We start from the raw sequence: 15,911 nt of genomic DNA, 5'->3' as shown, positions 1-15,911 counted from the left end.
ATCGGGACGGAAAGGAAATGACATGACGAGCAAAACGTCTCCGGCGACTGAAAGCGCGACCTATCCGGTCTTGCCGCTTCGCGACATTGTAGTCTTCCCGCACATGATCGTGCCGCTCTTTGTCGGCCGTGAAAAGTCCATCCGTGCGCTTGAAGAAGTCATGGGGACCGACAAGCAGATCATGCTTGCCACCCAGATCAACGCGACGGACGACGATCCGGAAGCCTCGGCGATCTACCAGGTGGGCACGATTGCCAATGTCCTGCAGCTCCTGAAGCTGCCCGACGGCACCGTCAAGGTGCTGGTCGAAGGGCGCACGCGCGCCAAGATCGACAGCTACACGCCGCGCGAAGAATTCTACGAAGCGTCCGCACAGGCGCTTGACGAGCCGGAAGAAGATCCGGTCGAGATCGAGGCGCTCAGCCGCTCGGTCGTCTCCGAATTCGAAAGCTACGTGAAACTCAACAAGAAGATTTCTCCGGAAGTCGTCGGCGTCGCGAGCCAGATCGAAGATTATTCGAAGCTTGCCGACACCGTCGCATCGCATCTATCGATCAAGATCGTCGAAAAGCAGGAAATGCTGGAAACCACCAGCGTGAAGATGCGCCTGGAAAAGGCGCTCGGCTTCATGGAAGGTGAGATCTCCGTCCTGCAGGTGGAAAAGCGTATCCGTTCGCGCGTCAAGCGCCAGATGGAGAAGACCCAACGCGAGTACTACCTCAACGAACAGATGAAGGCGATCCAGAAGGAACTCGGCGACGGTGAAGACGGCCGCGACGAGATGGCCGAAATCGAAGAGCGCATCGCCAAGACCAAGCTTTCCAAGGAAGCGCGCGAAAAGGCCGACGCCGAGCTGAAGAAGCTGCGCCAGATGAGCCCGATGTCGGCGGAAGCAACCGTCGTGCGCAACTATCTGGATTGGCTGCTTGGCATGCCGTGGGGCAAGAAGTCCAAGATCAAGACCGATCTGAACCATGCCGAGGAAGTGCTCAACGTCGATCACTTCGGCCTCGACAAGGTCAAGGAGCGCATCGTCGAATATCTCGCCGTCCAGGCCCGTTCGACGAAGATCAAAGGCCCGATCCTGTGCCTCGTCGGCCCTCCGGGCGTCGGCAAGACTTCGCTTGCCAAGTCGATCGCCAAGGCGACCGGCCGCGAATACGTGCGCATGGCGCTGGGTGGCGTTCGTGACGAAGCCGAAATCCGCGGTCACCGCCGCACCTACATTGGCTCGATGCCCGGCAAGGTCGTCCAGTCGATGAAGAAGGCGAAGAAGTCCAACCCGCTCTTCCTGTTCGACGAGATCGACAAGATGGGCCAGGACTTCCGTGGCGACCCGTCCTCGGCTCTGCTGGAGGTGCTGGATCCAGAACAGAACTCGACCTTCATGGATCACTACCTTGAAGTCGAATACGATCTGTCCAACGTGATGTTCATCACCACGGCGAACACGCTGAACATTCCGGCGCCGCTGATGGACCGCATGGAAGTGATCCGTATTGCCGGCTACACCGAAGAGGAAAAGCTTGAAATCGCCAAGCGGCACCTGCTGCCGAAGGCGATCCGCGATCACGCGCTGCAGCCGAAAGAGTTTTCGGTCACCGACGGTGCGCTGATGGCGATCATCCAGACCTACACACGCGAAGCCGGCGTTCGTAACTTCGAGCGCGAACTGATGAAGCTCGCCCGCAAGGCGGTAACCGAGATCATCAAGGGCAAGGCCAAGGCAGTGGCAGTCACTGCCGGCAACATCCAGGACTACCTTGGCGTACCGCGTTATCGTCACGGCGAAGCCGAACGCGACGATCAGGTCGGTGTGGTCACAGGTCTTGCCTGGACCGAGGTCGGCGGCGAACTGCTGACGATCGAAGGCGTCATGATGCCCGGCAAGGGCCGCATGACCGTCACCGGCAACCTGCGCGACGTGATGAAGGAATCGATTTCGGCGGCGGCATCCTATGTCCGCTCGCGGGCGATCGACTTCGGCATTGAGCCGCCGCTGTTCGACAAGCGCGACATCCACGTGCACTTGCCGGAAGGCGCGACGCCCAAGGATGGCCCGTCGGCCGGTGTTGCCATGGCAACAGCGATCGTCTCTGTCATGACCGGTATTCCGATCTCCAAGGACGTGGCGATGACGGGTGAGATCACCCTTCGCGGCCGCGTGCTGCCGATCGGAGGACTGAAGGAAAAACTGCTGGCGGCCGTTCGCGGCGGCATCAAGAAGGTGCTGATCCCCGAGGAAAACGCCAAGGATCTCGCCGAGATCCCGGACAACGTGAAGAACGTGCTGGAGATCATCCCCGTTTCGCGGATGGGTGAAGTGCTCGAGCACGCTCTGGTCCGCGTCCCGGAGCCGATCGAATGGGACCCGGCAAATGAGCCGGCAACCGTCGCCGCGGTTGATTCGCAGGACGAAGCGGGCGCTTCCATCGCCCACTGATTGACAGGACCGGGCGGGTGCAATTGTGTTCCCGTCAGGCCCATTTGGCAGAAAAACAAGGAAGACCGGCCTCTGGCCGGTCTTTTTTGTTGTAAAAGCATGCTGCAAGCCTTGCATTCCAAGGGATTAGGCGCAATTGGGAATGGCAAGACGCGGGCGATGCGCAAGCCGCCGCGGCTTAAAAACACAGTCGTTTCGAACCATTTTGAAAGGGGTGGAAACATGAACAAAAATGAGCTCGTGTCTGCCGTTGCTGAGAAGGCCGGACTTTCCAAGACCGACGCATCTTCCGCAGTTGATGCAGTTTTCGAGACCATCCAGGCTGAACTTAAGGACGGTGGCGACATTCGCCTCGTCGGTTTCGGCAACTTCTCCGTTTCGCGTCGCGAAGCCTCCAAGGGCCGCAACCCGTCCACGGGCGCTGAAGTTGACATCCCGGCACGCAACGTTCCGAAGTTCACGGCCGGCAAGGGCCTGAAGGATGCCGTTAACGGCTGATAGGTTTGCTTGACGGCCGGATACGAGGCCGGCCGTCCAAGTCTTGAAGGGTTCGGTTCACGCCGGACCCTTTTGCGTTTCGGCTGCCCTTGCAGCAGCGCGGTCTTTGGTCTACGGCTCAGCCCTGTTCTCAGGGCGGGGTGAAACTCCCCACCGGCGGTAAGGGCTCAGCGCCGCGCGTCAAATATGACGCGCAACGGACGCTGTGACACTTGAAAGCTGCTGCATAATTTTCTCCTTAAATCGGATTGGATTTAAGGAATTATGCAGCAGGCCCAAGCCCGCGAGCACTTCAGGCGCTGTCGTGTCGGAAGGTTAGCAGATCCGGTGCGATTCCGGAGCCGACGGTCACAGTCCGGATGAAAGAGAATGATCGTGGGTGCGACGGGCGGGCGGTCCGTCGTCGCATCCTGCGCTCATGTGTCCTGATTTGTGTAGGTCCCTGTTTGCGGATGAAGGACATGAGCGAGACGACCCAAGCACTTTTCACCTCCCGTGCCATGGCCGGTGCGGCCTGGATGATACTGGCCGGCGTCGCCTTTGCTCTCCTGAATGTCGTCACGCAATGGATGACGATGCAACTCGGCTTTTCCGCCACCTCGACTGCCTTCTGGCAATATGCATTTGCACTCGTCTTCTCCCTGCCGTTCCTGTTTCGCGCCGGCCTGTCGGCCATGCGCACCGATTACCCCTGGCGTCACGTCATTCGCGTTGCCTTTGCGGCGCTCGGCGTAGGGGCCTGGGTTTCGGGCCTGGCTTCTGTTCCGATCTGGCAGGCGATCGCGCTGGTGATGACATCGCCATTTTTCATCATTCTTGGTGCGCGGCTCTTCCTGGGCGAACGCGTTGGTCCGGCACGCTGGGCAGCGGCGGCAGTCGGCTTTGCCGGCGCCACGATCATCCTGCAGCCCTGGTCGGAAAGCTTCACCTGGGCAGCGCTGCTGCCGGTTTTCTCGGCGCTGCTCTGGGGGGCGGCGTCGCTGATCACCAAGAGCCTGACAGGCATCGAGCGCCCTGAGACGATAACGGTCTGGTTGCTCGTGCTTCTGACGCCGATCAATGGTGTGCTGGCGCTGTCGGCAGGGTTTGTCGTGCCGAGTGGAACTATCCTTGCGCTATTGGTGCTGGCGGGGCTTTTGACCGTGGTGGCACAGTATCTGTTGACGCTTGCCTATACCGTCGCAGACGCAGCGTATGTGCAGCCTTTCGACGATCTCAAGCTACCGCTCAACGTTCTCGCCGGCTGGCTCGTCTTCGGTTATGCGCCGAGCGGCTATCTGTGGCTGGGGGCGGTCCTGATCCTCGGCGCCTCGCTTTTCATCATGCGCAACGAGATGAAACGCGAGCGCGCGACCGCGTAAGACAACGCTGCACAACAAAGGCGCGGGACTGTCATGCGCCTGTCATCGCCATCCCGCAGAACCCCCTTGTTTTGAATATTCGACATGGGGGATTTTTCATGACCATTTCATCATGCAGAACGGCACTTGCCGCCATACTTCTTGCGTCCGTTGCCTTTCCGGCTGCCGCCGAACCGGTGTTCAATCGTATTGCGTCCTTCGCCGTTGCCGACAATCTGCCGGAGGGCGATGCCCGCAAGGACGCGACATCCGCGGAAATCATTACCGCCACCGAAGACGGCAATACGCTGATCTATTCCGATAGCCCGGGCAAGCGCATCGGCCTTATCGATATCACCGACGCCAAGGCGCCGAAGGCGGCCGGTATCGTGTCGTTCGATGGCGAGCCGACCTCGGTAACCGTCGCCGGTACCAAGGCCCTGATCGCGGTCAACACACGCGAAAGCTTCACCAAGCCTTCCGGCTTTCTCGCTACCGTCGACGTTGCCTCGAAGAAGGTCGAGTCGACCTGCGATCTCGGCGGCCAGCCGGACTCCGTCGCGGTCAACAAGGACCGGACCATTGCTGCGATCGCGATCGAGAATGAGCGCGATGAAGAGGTCAACGACGGCAAGATCCCGCAGATGCCTGCCGGCGACCTGGTGATCCTGTCTCTGAAGGATGGTGGTGCCGATTGCGCGACGATCAAGCACGTGACCCTCACCGGTCTTGCCGAGGTTGCAGGCGACGACCCGGAGCCGGAATTCGTGTCCTTCAACGGCAAGGACGAGATTGCGCTGACGCTGCAGGAGAACAACCACATCGTCATCATCGACGGCAAGTCGGCGACGGTAAAGACGCATTTCTCCGCTGGCGCGGTCGACCTTAGGGACATCGACGCCAAGCGTGACGGCGCTATCGCCTTCATGGACGAGCAACCGGGCCGCAAGCGCGAGCCTGACGCCGTCAAGTGGCTCGACGACAATCGCATCGTCGTCGCCAACGAAGGTGACTATGAGGGCGGTTCGCGCGGCTTCACCATCTTCGATACGGCCGGTAAGGTCCTGTTCGAATCGGGTGCGAGTTTCGAACACGAGATCGCTTCGATCGGCCACTATCCCGAGAAGCGCTCGTCGGCCAAGGGCGTCGAGCCGGAAGGCCTCGAGGCTGCCAAGTTCGGCGAAGACAATCTGTTCTTCGTGCTTGCCGAACGTGCATCCGTCGTCGGCGTTTACAAGGACACCGGCGCCGAGCCGGAACTGCTGCAATTGCTGCCGTCGGGCATCTCGCCGGAGGGTGCCGTCGCGATCCCGTCGCGCAATCTGCTTGCGACCGCCAACGAGGTCGATCTCGGCGAAGACGGCGGCGCTCGCTCGCATGTGATGATCTACGAGCGTGGCGAAGGTGAAGCCGCCTATCCGCAGATCCGTTCGGCGGACAAGGATGGTCTGCCGGTGGGCTTCGGAGCCTTGTCGGGCCTCGCAGCCGTTGCCGACAAGCCGGGCTTCCTGCGCGCAGTCAACGATTCGGTTTATGCATCGCAGCCGACCATCTTCACCATCGATGCGACGCAGAAGCCGGCGTTGATCACCGAGACGCTTCGGATCACCCGCGATGGCGCCCCGGCACAGAAGCTCGACATCGAAGGCATCGCCAATGATGGGGAAGGGGGCTTCTGGCTCGCTTCGGAAGGCAACGCCGACAAGCTCTACAGCCACGCGCTGCTGCGTGTGAACAAGAAGGGCGAGATCAAGAAGGAGATCGCCCTGCCCGAAACTCTGCGTGCAGGCGAGAGCCGCTTCGGCTTCGAGGGTGTAACGGTTGTCGGCGAAGGCGACGATCAGGTTCTCTGGATGGCCGTCCAGCGCGAATGGAAGGACGACGAGAAGGGCTTCGTCAAGCTCGTCTCCTACAAGCCGTCGAGCGAGGAATGGGGTGCTGTGCGTTATCCGCTCGAGAAGGCGGATGGCGGCTGGGTCGGCCTGTCGGAAATCTCCGTCCACGGCGACTATGCCTATATCATCGAGCGAGACAACCTGATCGGCCAGGCAGCCAAGCTGAAGAAGCTCTACCGTGTCGCCCTTGCCGACCTGAAGCCGGCAGCCCTTGGCGGCGAGCTTCCTGTCGTCAAGAAGGAAGAGGTTCGCGACCTCCTTCCCGATCTGAGGGCCCTGAAGGGTTACGTCGTCGACAAGGTCGAAGGCTTCACCGTCGATGCCGCCGGCAACGGCTATGTCGTCACCGACAATGACGGCGTCGACGATTCCTCCGGCGAGACACTGTTCTTCTCCATCGGTGCCATCGACGCGATGTAATCGTCGGGCCAGGAGAAAAACGAAAGAGGCCGGGACATGACGTCCCGGCCTCTTTCTGTTTCGGCTATCTGTAAAGGCTGGGGGAAGGGCGGGCCTAGCGAGCGACCGCAATCTGTGCTGCTTCGGCCTCATCCTTGCGCTTGCGAATTTCGTCGGTCTTGTCGACGAGTTTGCCGACGATATCGAAGAGCTGACCGAGCTCCTTGTCGTCGAGCGCGGAGAAGATCTCCTCGATCAGCTGTTTGCGCGGGTGTTCGGCTGCCTCCAGGATCACGCGTCCCGTGTCGGTGATCGAGACGATCTTGGCGCGGCGATCCTCGGGATCGGGTTTGCGCATCACCAATCGGTCGCGCTCGAGGCCGTCGATCGCTTCGGTGACGGTGCGCGGCGCAAAGTTCAGCGCGCAGGCGATATCCGTCGAGCGACAGGGGCCGAGCTTGCTCAGGAAGAACAGGAATTTGCTCCGCGCCAGCGAAACGCCTTCCTCCGTCATCGACTCGTTCACGAGCCGGTGGACGCGGTGATAAAGCTCAAACAGTCTGTCGGAAACTTCGAATGTCTTCTTCATGATCATCATTGGAAAATTGTGAGGTGCCATGTCAAATGGCAGCAACATTATTGATAGTTACAATTGCTACATTTGTCGACTAAAACCTCTGCAATTTCACGGTAACGACCTCCGCAAGCAAGAAACGGCCTCCGTTTCCGGAGGCCGTTTCACTTGTAGTGCCAAGAATTTCACCCGTTCGGACTATGCTGCCCGGCGCGATGAGCCGGTCCAAGGCGCGTAACCGTGGCCCGAATCCTGGGCCAATGTGAAGCGAGCGATCAGTTCGCGAAGACGGCCGGCCTCCTGTGCCAGCGTCGCGCTTGCGGCGTTCGCCTCTTCGACCATTGCGGCGTTCTGCTGGGTCACCTGGTCCATCTGGTTGACGGCGGTGTTGACCTCGGAAAGCCCGGCGGACTGTTCCTGTGCCGAAACGGCGATCGCGTCCATGTGCTGGTTGATCGTGACGATAAAGCCTTCGATCGTGCGCAGAGCCTCGCCGGTTTCACGCACGAGTTTGACGCCGCTCTGCACTTCCACCGCTGAATTGCGGATCAGGTCCTTGATCTCCTTGGCGGCATTGGCCGAACGCTGTGCGAGTTCGCGCACTTCCTGGGCGACGACGGCAAATCCCTTGCCGGCATCACCGGCGCGCGCTGCTTCCACGCCGGCATTCAGCGCCAGCAGGTTGGTCTGGAAGGCGATTTCGTCGATGACGCCGATGATGTTGGAGATTTGGCTCGACGAATGCTCGATGCGGCCCATGGCGTCGATTGCGCCGGAGACGATGGCGCCGGACTTGTGGGCGCTTTCGTTTGCCTGGCTGGCAATGGCGCGGGCTTCGTTGGTGCGCTTGGACGAGCTGCCGACATTGACCGTGATCTGGTCGAGGGCGGCTGCCGTTTCTTCCAGCGACGCGGCCTGCTGTTCGGTGCGACGTGACAGATCGTCGGCGCTCTGGCTGACTTCGCGTGCACCGCTGTCGATGCTGCCCGAGCTGGAGGAGACGGCAGCCAGTGTATCGGCCAGCTGGGCAACGGCCTGGTTGAGGTCGTGACGCAGCTGTTCGAAATCCGGTGCGAAAGGTTCGTTGAGCTGGAAGGCGAGATCGCCGGCCGCCAGGCGGCGAAGACCGGTTGCAAGGCCGGCTGTCGCTTCCTGCAGACGGAGCTGTGCGGCCGCCTCGGCCTCTTCGGTCACGCGGTGACGCTCGGCCTCTGCCTGCGAACGCTGGACCTTGGCATCTTCCTCGAGCTGAAGATTGGAGATGGCCGCCTCGCGGAAGACCTCGACGGCGCGCGCCATCTCGCCGATCTCGTCCTTGCGCACGCCATAGGGAATGGCGGTGGCCGTATCGCCATTTGCGAGACCTGCCATCGAGCGGGTGATGATCTGGATTGGACGGGCAATGCCGCGGATTGCGTAGAAAATAGCGCCGAGGACGATGAGAGCCGCAACCGCGATGACAGCCATTTCGATCATACGGATCTGGTCGTGCGTGGTGGAGCTGTCAGCAACGGCAGCGTCGGCGCCGGCCAGATTGAGCGCGCGCATTTCCTTGATCGCCTGGTCGACCTGCTGTTCCCTCTCGCGCATCTCGACCTTGAACACGCTTTGCGCCTTCATATTCTCGAGATTGTTGGAGAGCTTGACCATGCCGGCGGAAACCGAGAGGTAGGCCTCATAGGCGCTCTTGACCTTTTCAAGTGCTGCCTTGTCGGCGTCGTTGACCATCAGGGCGGCGTATTCGTCCGAAAGCTTGTTGAAGCCATCTACGGTTTCGCCGATGACCTTCTCGGCCGCCTTCTTCTCGAAGGGGGTCAGCGAGATCAGGTGCCGGGCAAACGACATGCGTGTGTCCGAAAGCTGGGTTTCCAGTGCGCGCGAGAGCGAGACACGCGGCAGCCACGTGGTGGCAATCTCGTTGTTGCGCTCGTTCATCATCTTGATGCCGCCAAGCGAGGCGACGGCCAGAACGGTGACGATGAGGCCAACCATCAGGAAAAGGGCAATAAGGGTGTGTGATATCTTTAGGCGCGACATGAATAACTCCGGAGGAACGGCGTCCGTAAAAGCTTGTGCATGAATAAGTCGTTCCGGCTCTTGATCGTCATGACGGAGCGGATGCCGAAGCAGGGAGTCATTCCTGTGCTTGGCCGCACGCAAAATGCAGCCGAGCGGAACCTAGCCAACAAGTTCTTACAAAAGCGCTAATCGATTAAAGTGAGTATAATCTGATATTTGCACATAGGGGCGCGCGCTTTTGCGGCAGAACGTTTCAAGTCGAAACTCCAGTCATTACGTATGAGCGCTGGCTTTACTTAACTGCCCTGAAATAACGGCGAGTGACGGGCGCATCCGCGTGGATGACGGTGTCCGGCGCATTGACGGGTGCTGCTCCCACGGGCCATGGTCGGCCATGTCCTTCCGCTTCGTTCACACCGCCGATCTTCATCTTGATTCCCCGCTGCGCAGCCTTGCGCTTCGAAATGCCGAGCTCGCCGACATCGTGCGCGGTGCGACCAGGCAAGCGCTTGTGAGGATCGTCGATCTTTGCCTTGCCGAAGAGGTCGATGCCTTGCTGATCGCCGGCGACCTTTATGATGGCAGCCAGACCTCGATGAACACCGCGCTGTTTCTCGCTGGCGAACTGCGCCGGCTCGACGAGGCCGGCATCCGGGTCTTCATCATCCGCGGCAATCACGATGCCCAATCGCAAGTGACGAACGAGCTGACGCTCTCGCCATCGACACACGTCTTCAAGGGCCGCGGCAAGGCAGTCCTCGCAAAGACGCTGGAGAGCGGCCGCGATGTCTATATCCATGGTGTGAGCTTTGCGAACCCCCATGCGTCGGAAAGCTTGCTGCCGTCCTTTCAGTCACCGGTCGCCGACGCGATCAATATCGGCATGTTGCACACGAGCCTCGCCGGCGCTGCCGGCCATGACCTCTATGCTCCCTGCAGCGTGGCGGATCTCCAGGCGCACGGCTTCGACTATTGGGCGCTCGGCCATGTCCATCAGCGTCAGGTCCATGCCAGCGAACCTTTCGTCGTCATGCCGGGCATGCCGCAGGGGCGCGACATCAACGAAGCCGGCAGCAAGGGCGTGACGTTGGTGACGGTGACCGACGAAGGGCGGGTTTCGATCGAGGAGCGGGCAATCGGCCTTGCCACCTTCGAGCGGATCAGCCTTGACCTCACCGGCGTTTCCGAGTGGGGCGATATGCTTGATACGGTCGGGAACGCTTTCTTGCAGTCGCGCGAGACGACCGCTGCCGACAATGTGATCTTCCGCCTGACACTGACTGGCGCGACGCCGCTTTCCTGGCGCATGCGCCGTGATGGCGATCTGCTCCGGGCCGAGATCGACAATGTGGCTGCGGGCAACGGCGGCTGCTGGGTCGAGAAAATCGAGCTCGATTGCCGCAGTCCTGGTGCAGAGGCGGGGGCGGTTATGGCTGATCCGGTCGACGAACTGGCGGCCCTTGTCGGCAGCGATGTCCTGCCGGCCCACGGTTTCCGTCAGGAAGTGCGCTCTGCGGTCGAGGAATTGCTGCAGCAGTTGCCGCCGGACCTGCGCCAGGTTCTGGCGCCGGATGAGGCGGCGGTCGAAAGACTGGCGTTCGATGCCGGTGTCTCCGGTGCTGCGGAGGTGCTCGCACACCTTCATGGCAATGCAGGCGAGGGTTCACGCTGATGCGGCTGCGCGAACTCGACCTGGTGCGGTACGGCAAGTTTACCGAGCGGCGCCTCGACTTCGGTCCGGCGATATCAGGTAGGCCAGACCTGCATATCGTTTACGGCCCGAACGAGGCCGGCAAGTCGACGCTGTTTTCGGGCTTCCTCGACCTGCTCTTCGGCATCGAGCATTACAGCTCCTACGGCTTTCTGCACGCCTATCAGACGATGCGGGTTGGCGGCACGATCGAGGCGGCCGGCCGCACCCATCAGGCCTTCCGGATAAAGCGCAAGACCAACACGCTGGTCGGTGCCGACGATCAGCCGTTGCCGGACAATCTGTTTTCCGCCGCGCTCGGCTCGATCGACCGCGCGACCTACCGCATGATGTTCTCGCTCGACGACGACAGTATCGAGCAGGGAGGGGAGGCGATCCTGAAGAGCGAGGGCGAACTCGGCTCCCTGCTCTTTTCCGCCAGTTCAGGTCTGCCGGACAGCGCTGCGATCCTGTCTATCCTGCGCGCCGAGGCGGATGCCTTCTATCGACCCCAGGCACGCAAGCATCAGCTTTCCGAGCTGAAGGCCGAACTCGATGCGTTGAAAGTCGAGCGCAACGGGCTGGACGTCAATGCGCGTGAATATGCATCGCTGCGCAAGACGCTTCTTGCCGCCCGCGAGCGCCACGACGCGGCCATGGCGCGGCGCGTCGAACTGCGAGTGGAGCGCGATCGCCTGCGAGCGCAGATCGATGCCTTGCCGCTCTTCCGGCGCCTGTGTGGCTTGCGCATTGATCTGGCAAAGGCGCCGGCCTTGCCGCCAGCGCCGGCCGAGTGGGCCGCAGAACTGCCCGCACTGCGACGGCGCGACATCGAAATTGCGACCAGGTTGCGTCAACTCGCGGACGAAAGTCGCCGTCGGCAGGAAGAGCTGGAGGTCCTGCCGCATGACAAGGCGGCCCTCATCCTGGTGGAACGTTTGAACGCGCTGCAGGAGACGGCGCTCGATGCGCGTTACGTCACAGCCGCGCGCGACATGCCCGCACGGATCGACGAACTGTCGCGGACAAATATCGAAATTTCTGCCTGCCTCGTTAGGCTCGGCGAGCGCGGCGACCAGGATCCGGCATCGCTGCTGTTGCCGACGGCCACAGGCGCTCGCCTGCAGGAACTCTCACGGCGGCATTCCGCGTTGCAGGAGCGTGCGGCATCGGCTCGACAGGAGGCGGATGGGGCAAAACGGATGGAGCGGGAGGCGACAGACGAGCTGGCGCGGCTGCAGGCCGAACGCAGCTCGGCCATCGATCCGAGCGCGTTTGTCGAGCGCTTGCGGCGTGTTCGGCAGGATGATTGCTCCCTGCGCCTGCAGGCCACCCGACAAGTGCTCGAACGCCTGGATGCAGAGCTTGCCGACAAGCTGGCGGCTTTGAAACCCTATTCAGGCAGCGCCGATGATCTGCTTGGCCTGACTGTGCCCGCTGCCGGCACGATCGAGACCTGGCGACGCGACACGGCGGCGCAGGACCAAAGGCGCCTGCGCCTTGCCGACCGCGTCGCGAGCGAAACTGAACAACTGGCCGGAGAGGAAGCTCGCCTCGCGGCCCTGATTGCTTCGGGCGGCGCCCTTGACGACCGGGCGTCCATCGAGATTCGCCAGCAGCGACAACACGCCTGGGAGCGGCACAAGGTCCGGTTGGATGCGACGACTGCGGAAATCTTTGAGGACGCGTTGGGTCGCGACGACGATGCGACGGCATTGCGGCTCGCCGAGGCAGCAAAGGTCGCGGATATGCGCTCGCTCGCTTTGTCGATCGCCGAGCGCCGGGCGCGTCTTGATGAGCTTGGGCGACAACAATGCTCGCTCGCCGAGGAGGCGTCTGCACTTGCACAGGCGGTCAAAGCAACAGCCTCTGCAAGCGGTTTACCTGACGTCACGCAGTTGACGCAGCTGGAAGCCTGGCTCGTGTCCCGGCTCGCGGCGCTCGATGTCCGCACACAACAGCGTTCTACGCGGCTGGAGCTCGATCGCGCCCAGGCCGACGAGAATGACGCGCGCGATGTTCTGAAGGATTCACTTGCCGAGATCGGTGTGACCGAGCGTTTGCCGCAACGGCTCGACGATCTCATGGCCTTTGCCGAGAATGCTGTCGGGCAGGCCCAGGCGGCTTTTTCTGCCGGCAAGGCGGCGCGCGAGGCGGTCCGACGTTCCAGTGACGCGCTGGAGCAGCGTAAGTCGATCTTGGCGCAAGCCGAGGACGCCCTGTGCTCCTGGCGGGAGCAATGGGACGATCTGCTCTCAACCACCTGGCTTGCCGGTCGGCCGGAACAGCTGCTGCCGGATCAAATCGCCCCCATGCTCGCGGTCTTGCAGGATCTCGACAAGCTGGTGCAGCGCAAGGCCGATCTCGATCACCGCGTCGCCGGCATGCGCAAGGATCAAGTGGCTTTTGAAGCGGCGATCGCAAATCTTGCCGGTGTGCCCGACACCGGAGATACGCTTGCGATTTTCGCCGCCATGAAGGCGCGTGCCGCAGAGGCTGAAAAGCAGGAGGATCGGCGCGCTACGCTGTTGACGGAGCTTGCCCGCCTTGAGGAGGAGAAACGCAGCGTTGCTGCCGAGCAGGATCTTCACATTGCCCGCAAACGTCTGGTCCTCGACTTCTTCGACTGCGAGACATTGGATGAAGCCGGCTTGCGGCTCGACGCTTCCCGCGAGCAGGAACGGCTGCGCCAGCGCATTGCCGAATCGGAGGCCGACCTTGCGCAGCGCCTTGGTGTCGCCCGCAGCGAAGACGCCGAGGCGTTGCTGGCTGCGCTTGACGACGAAGCGGTGCGGCTGGAACTGGCTCGCGTCGAGGCGCTGCTTGAAGAGAGTGACCGTGATGTAAGTGAATTGCACGCCGACATGCGGACGAAGGAAGGGGCGCTCGCCAATATCGCCGGCGACGACGCTGTCGCAGCACTCGATCAGCGTCGCCGCACGCTGCTTCTGGAGATCGAGGCCAAGGCGCTCGGCTATCTCAAGCTGAGAGCCGGCCTGATCGCCGCCGAGCAGGCACTCCGGCTCTTTCGCGAGCGCCATCGCAGCGGCATGATGCGGCGCGCCTCGGAAACCTTCAGCCGCATCAGCGGTGGAGAATATTCCAGCCTGTCGGCGCAGGCCGACAAGGGTCAGGAATTCCTGATTGCCAACGCCGCAACTGGCGGGTCCAAGCTGGCGCGCGATCTTTCCAAGGGGACGCGCTTTCAGCTTTATCTGTCGCTCAGGATCGCCGGCTATCACGAGGTCGCCGCGGCGCGCGAAACCTTGCCCTTCATCGCAGACGACATCATGGAGACGTTTGACGACGGCCGCGCCGGTCGCGCCTTCGAGCTGATGGCGGATATGGCCCGCGTCGGGCAGGTGATCTACCTGACGCACCACGAGCATCTTTGCGATATTGCCCGAACGGCGTGCCCGGAAGTGACTATCCACAGGTTATGATGCCGACATGCCGTCGGCGAATGATCGTGACGGAAACCCGGAGGAACGGCAGATGGAAATCATACCCAGCGGATCGCGAGCGTCGACACGACCCTCGGCCGACTACTTCACCGGGACAGTCAGGCAGGATCCCGTCATCGAGGCAGCAGAGCCGGCCCGTGTGCGCGCCGTCAACGTGACCTTCGAGCCCGGCGCGCGGACCGCATGGCATACGCATCCGCTTGGGCAGACGCTGGTGGTGACATCGGGCAGAGGCCTGGCGCAGGTCTGGGGCGAGCCGGTGCGTGAGATTCGTACGGGAGACGTGGTCTGGTTTCCGCCAGGCGAAAAACATTGGCACGGTGCCGCGCCTGACACGGCCATGGTTCACCTCGCCATCCAGGAAGCGCTCGACGGCAAGGCGGTCGACTGGCTGGAGCATGTCACCGACGAACAGTATCGCGGCAGCTAGCTGATTCTTTTGCTCGTCTGCTGCTTTGCGATTCGTGACGAATCTGTCGCCAGCGCGTTCACAGCGCACGTGGCGTAAGGATCGCTTTCAACAAATTCGGTTGCATCGCGCGAAAGGCGCAGGTCGCTCTATCGTCGAAGCCTGTGCGGGCGTTTGCCTTGGGTCACGGTACCGACAGCTCGATCTGATGAACGCCTGAACACAGGAAGCGCAGAATTTTGGCCACGGACAGTTCGACAGTGAAAACATGAACGCAAATGCGCTTGTTGAGTCGGCGGTGGAAGTTCCAAGGAAAAAATGGTGGGCGATGAGAGACTCGAACTCCCGACATCCTCGGTGTAAACGAGGCGCTCTACCAACTGAGCTAATCGCCCTTCAGCGTTCGGACCGGATGTGTCCGCCGCGTCGGTGGCCGTGATCTAGGCGTAACCGAAAAAAACCGCAAGAGCATTTCCGTCGTTTTATTGATTTTTTTTGCACGAGGCGACAAAAGTGCAGGAGTTGCCGGGTTTTCACATTGTGGAAAAAAGCGGAGAGCGGCGACTGTGGAAAAAGGTGATTGGCCACGCGACGACTTTCATCCGAATCCATCAGTCGCTGGCATGTATCTGTGCATTGTCTTTCCTCACGCCAGAGCCGGCTGCTGCGCAAAGGGCAGGGGCCCTCTCTCTTAAGGGGAGGTCGAGGGCGGCTTTGACATTGCCTGTGGATCAAAATTGGCTCCGTTATGGATTTGTCTCCAAACACGCTTGACACCCAAATGCGAACCGCTTAGTTAGCCGCTCATCGAACGGGCAAGCCCGCTCGGTGCCGGGGCGGAAACGCTCCAGCCACTTCAAGATGATGCGGGTGTAGCTCAGTCGGTTAGAGTGCCGGCCTGTCACGCCGGAGGTCGCGGGTTCGAGCCCCGTCACTCGCGCCATTCTTGACATGGTTTGACTTGAGGCATTCTCACGAAGCGCCGATGGTGGTAATACTGACCCCTTGGGTCATATGCGCGGGTGTAGCTCAGTCGGTTAGAGTGCCGGCCTGTCACGCCGGAGGTCGCGGGTTCGAGCCCCGTCACTCGCGCCATTTACCTCTTGATTCCTCCGATACAACGTCACTGCAAATTCTGTTTTTTGCAGTGCGGCAATCTGTCCTTCTGGCGTCGCTTTTA

Annotated in this window: 9 protein-coding genes, 3 tRNA genes and 1 riboswitch; of the genes, 9 read left to right on the top strand and 3 right to left on the bottom strand. The window is 61.3% G+C overall.

Annotated elements, in window-relative coordinates; translation table 11 throughout:
- The first annotated feature begins 22 nt into the window (after nucleotides 1-22).
- The 4 genes from lon to ASD02_RS27230 all read left to right on the top strand — a co-directional run bounded on the left by lon (nucleotide 23) and on the right by ASD02_RS27230 (nucleotide 6,596).
- Complete coding sequence (lon, locus tag ASD02_RS27245) at nucleotides 23-2,443, top strand: endopeptidase La (RefSeq protein WP_025426571.1); 2,421 nt, start codon at nucleotides 23-25, stop codon at nucleotides 2,441-2,443.
- Nucleotides 2,444-2,665: 222 nt separating this feature from the next.
- The gene (gene hupB, locus ASD02_RS27240) at nucleotides 2,666-2,941 is read left to right on the top strand and encodes a DNA-binding protein HupB (protein ID WP_025426572.1); all 276 of its coding nucleotides are present in this window, start codon (nucleotides 2,666-2,668) and stop codon (nucleotides 2,939-2,941) included.
- Between the two features lie 122 nt (nucleotides 2,942-3,063).
- Nucleotides 3,064-3,316, top strand: a riboswitch (FMN riboswitch).
- An 86-nt stretch (nucleotides 3,317-3,402) separates the two neighbouring features.
- On the top strand, nucleotides 3,403-4,302 hold the full coding sequence (locus ASD02_RS27235; protein WP_057212386.1) for a DMT family transporter: 900 nt from the start codon (nucleotides 3,403-3,405) through the stop codon (nucleotides 4,300-4,302).
- A 98-nt stretch (nucleotides 4,303-4,400) separates the two neighbouring features.
- Nucleotides 4,401-6,596: an esterase-like activity of phytase family protein gene (locus ASD02_RS27230; RefSeq protein ID WP_057221474.1), complete on the top strand. Its 2,196-nt coding sequence runs from the start codon at nucleotides 4,401-4,403 to the stop codon at nucleotides 6,594-6,596.
- A 94-nt stretch (nucleotides 6,597-6,690) separates the two neighbouring features.
- Here ASD02_RS27230 and ASD02_RS27225 read toward each other — a convergent pair whose 3' ends face one another.
- Both ASD02_RS27225 and ASD02_RS27220 read right to left on the bottom strand, forming a co-directional pair.
- On the bottom strand, nucleotides 6,691-7,164 hold the full coding sequence (locus ASD02_RS27225; RefSeq protein WP_025426575.1) for a MarR family transcriptional regulator: 474 nt from the start codon (nucleotides 7,162-7,164) through the stop codon (nucleotides 6,691-6,693).
- A gap of 183 nt (nucleotides 7,165-7,347) precedes the next feature.
- Nucleotides 7,348-9,186 carry a HAMP domain-containing methyl-accepting chemotaxis protein gene (locus ASD02_RS27220; protein WP_025426576.1) on the bottom strand — a complete coding sequence of 613 codons (1,839 nt, stop codon included), beginning with the start codon at nucleotides 9,184-9,186 and terminating at the stop codon, nucleotides 7,348-7,350.
- A gap of 376 nt (nucleotides 9,187-9,562) precedes the next feature.
- Between ASD02_RS27220 and ASD02_RS27215 the strand changes: the two genes are divergently transcribed.
- The 3 genes from ASD02_RS27215 to ASD02_RS27205 are packed head-to-tail and all read left to right on the top strand — an operon-like array spanning nucleotide 9,563 to nucleotide 14,752.
- A complete protein-coding gene (locus tag ASD02_RS27215) occupies nucleotides 9,563-10,840 on the top strand; it encodes an exonuclease SbcCD subunit D (RefSeq protein ID WP_025426577.1) in 1,278 nt (425 codons plus the stop codon).
- Complete coding sequence (locus ASD02_RS27210; protein WP_057211428.1) at nucleotides 10,840-14,301, top strand: AAA family ATPase; 3,462 nt, start codon at nucleotides 10,840-10,842, stop codon at nucleotides 14,299-14,301. Before ASD02_RS27215 ends, ASD02_RS27210 begins: the two co-directional genes overlap by 1 nt.
- Before the next feature lie 52 nt (nucleotides 14,302-14,353).
- Nucleotides 14,354-14,752, top strand: a complete 399-nt coding sequence (locus ASD02_RS27205; RefSeq protein WP_025426579.1) for a cupin domain-containing protein — start codon at nucleotides 14,354-14,356, stop codon at nucleotides 14,750-14,752.
- A 298-nt stretch (nucleotides 14,753-15,050) separates the two neighbouring features.
- Here ASD02_RS27205 and ASD02_RS27200 read toward each other — a convergent pair.
- A tRNA-Val gene (locus ASD02_RS27200) sits at nucleotides 15,051-15,126 on the bottom strand.
- Nucleotides 15,127-15,597: 471 nt separating this feature from the next.
- On the opposite strand from ASD02_RS27200, the gene ASD02_RS27195 reads away from it, so the two are divergent.
- A tRNA-Asp gene (locus ASD02_RS27195) sits at nucleotides 15,598-15,674 on the top strand.
- Nucleotides 15,675-15,749: 75 nt separating this feature from the next.
- Nucleotides 15,750-15,826, top strand: a tRNA-Asp gene (locus ASD02_RS27190).
- Nucleotides 15,827-15,911: the final 85 nt, after the last annotated feature.

This window comes from Ensifer sp. Root1252 (assembly GCF_001425885.1).
Taxonomy (GTDB): Bacteria; Pseudomonadota; Alphaproteobacteria; order Rhizobiales; family Rhizobiaceae; genus Ensifer; species Ensifer canadensis.
This window is presented reverse-complemented; position numbering and strand designations above follow the sequence as displayed.